Below are 487 nucleotides of genomic sequence, written 5' to 3'. Positions count from 1 at the left end.
CCAGGTCGTCGTAGCGATAGCGCCTGATGCCACCATTGGGCAACTGCTCCTCAACCAGTTGCCCGCGCTCATTCCACGCCAAGCGATGGCAGCTGTGGTCGGGGTACCAAACCCCGGTCAGTTGCCCATGTTTGTTGTAGCTGTAGTCGGTAACGTGACCGTCAGGATCGATCTTACGAATGACATCGCCCTGATCGTTACGCTCGTACTTCCAAACCGCCTCACCCCGGCGCACCACGCGTACGAAACCGTGGTCATGCTCGTAGGTAGTGGGCTCATCTTCCCCAGGAAACAACGCCACCAAGCGTCCGGCTTCGTCGTACTGATACGCCGTCACCGCCCCCAGCGGGTCTTGCTCGACTGTCAGCCGGCCTTTTTCGTCGTAGGATTTGAAGTGTTGCGCGCCATCCGGATCGATGCGTTGCACCAATCGCGCACGGTCGTCGTGGACATAGATTTCCTGGCTGCCATCGGCGTTGTGCACCGT

The 487-nt window shown here is 59.3% G+C and carries 1 pseudogene; it reads right to left on the bottom strand.

From position 1 onward, the window contains the following. Positions 1-487: pseudogene (locus ACFZPT_RS26555) on the bottom strand (type IV secretion protein Rhs); the annotation flags it as partial.

The sequence above is a fragment of the Pseudomonas sp. MD330_10 genome (assembly GCF_042610415.1).
Lineage (GTDB): Bacteria > Pseudomonadota > Gammaproteobacteria > Pseudomonadales > Pseudomonadaceae > Aquipseudomonas > Aquipseudomonas rhodesiae.
The sequence above is the reverse complement of the archived record's forward strand: the minus strand, read 5'-3'. Positions and strand labels throughout refer to the sequence as shown.